This is a genomic window from Vibrio sp. 10N.222.46.A1, from assembly GCF_041473595.1.
Lineage (GTDB): Bacteria > Pseudomonadota > Gammaproteobacteria > Enterobacterales > Vibrionaceae > Vibrio > Vibrio tasmaniensis_A.
The window spans coordinates 1-1,115 of record NZ_JBFRSN010001427.1; the positions used below are offsets into that span (position 1 = coordinate 1).

Annotated in this window: 1 protein-coding gene; it reads left to right on the forward strand. The window is 41.6% G+C overall.

The features are described 5' to 3' along the window. Positions 1-990: hypothetical protein (locus tag AB4496_RS27085; protein WP_372133021.1), on the forward strand; the 990-nt coding region annotated here is incomplete at its 5' end. Between the last annotated feature and the right edge of the window lie 125 nt (positions 991-1,115).

Here is a 1,115-nt window from a genome sequence, read left to right on the forward strand (position 1 = left end):
ATTGCAGAAAACGTAGAAGCGAAGAATTGGCCGGGTATTGATTATGTTGTCGATCAATACGGCACAAAAAATGGTATCACTACGCTCCCCGTCTCTATTATCTATTTCGCATCCAAAGGCGAATGCCAAGATCCAAATGATTGGGCACCCAAGTTAAATCAGAGCACCGCAAAATCAGAATTTGAATCCTCAATTCCCCAAGAGATCATTGCTTACAGCTCAAACGTAGGTAACACTGGCGGTGAACTCGTCTTCATTCTTGAAAACAGTTATAACTTCAGTGACGAGCCCGAAGAGCAATTTGAGTCTTTTACTTTCTATCAAACATCAAGCGATGACACTCCTGGAACAGGTCTGTTTAGACGTACTCAAGTTAATAAAAACTCCTCAGATCCTACGCAAGCGTATTCAAAGTTTATCAACGTGGCATGTCAGGACTGTAATAGTGACAACGAGAAGTTTAAAGTTGAGAGCCGCGCCGAGTCTGGCTACGGTACAGTGTCAGTCGCTTCAAGTGCTGTCGAATCTGGAGGCAAATTAATTCCTGGTTTCGTAAGTGAAGATTCAACCGAAACCGAATACTTTGTTCAAGTAAACTATGAGACAAAGGCCCCTAACAAGGCTACATCTCTATTCGTTGATGCATTCAAATTCGAAGATTCCCTGATTCATGGCCGTTACTATTACGATGGTTTTAAAGGTGTGAAGTTCAGTGCTGAAGAGTTACAAACCGCGAATTTAATTGCTGAGTATTCCCTAGCTCATCCCCTAAGCTTAAACGGGCTATCGGTAGTGGAAACCAACGGTGTTCTAACGAATAACTCTTACTCACTACAGGTAAAATCAAATAACTCGGTCATTGTTGCTCCAGTAACCGTGACGGACGCAGAAGATATTCAATTATTAAATGAGATATCTAAGGTTACAGCAGAAGCTATCAATTACGACAATAGCGATGTGACGATTGCTGATTGGAATAAAATATACTAATCAGATCATTAGTTACGATTGTTCGCAAGGCACTGCCTACTTTCCTTGCACTAAGCCACTCAGTCGAGTGGCTTTTTTTGTACGTCTCTTCTCCCCTTCCCAACTACACACTTAAACACTTAAAC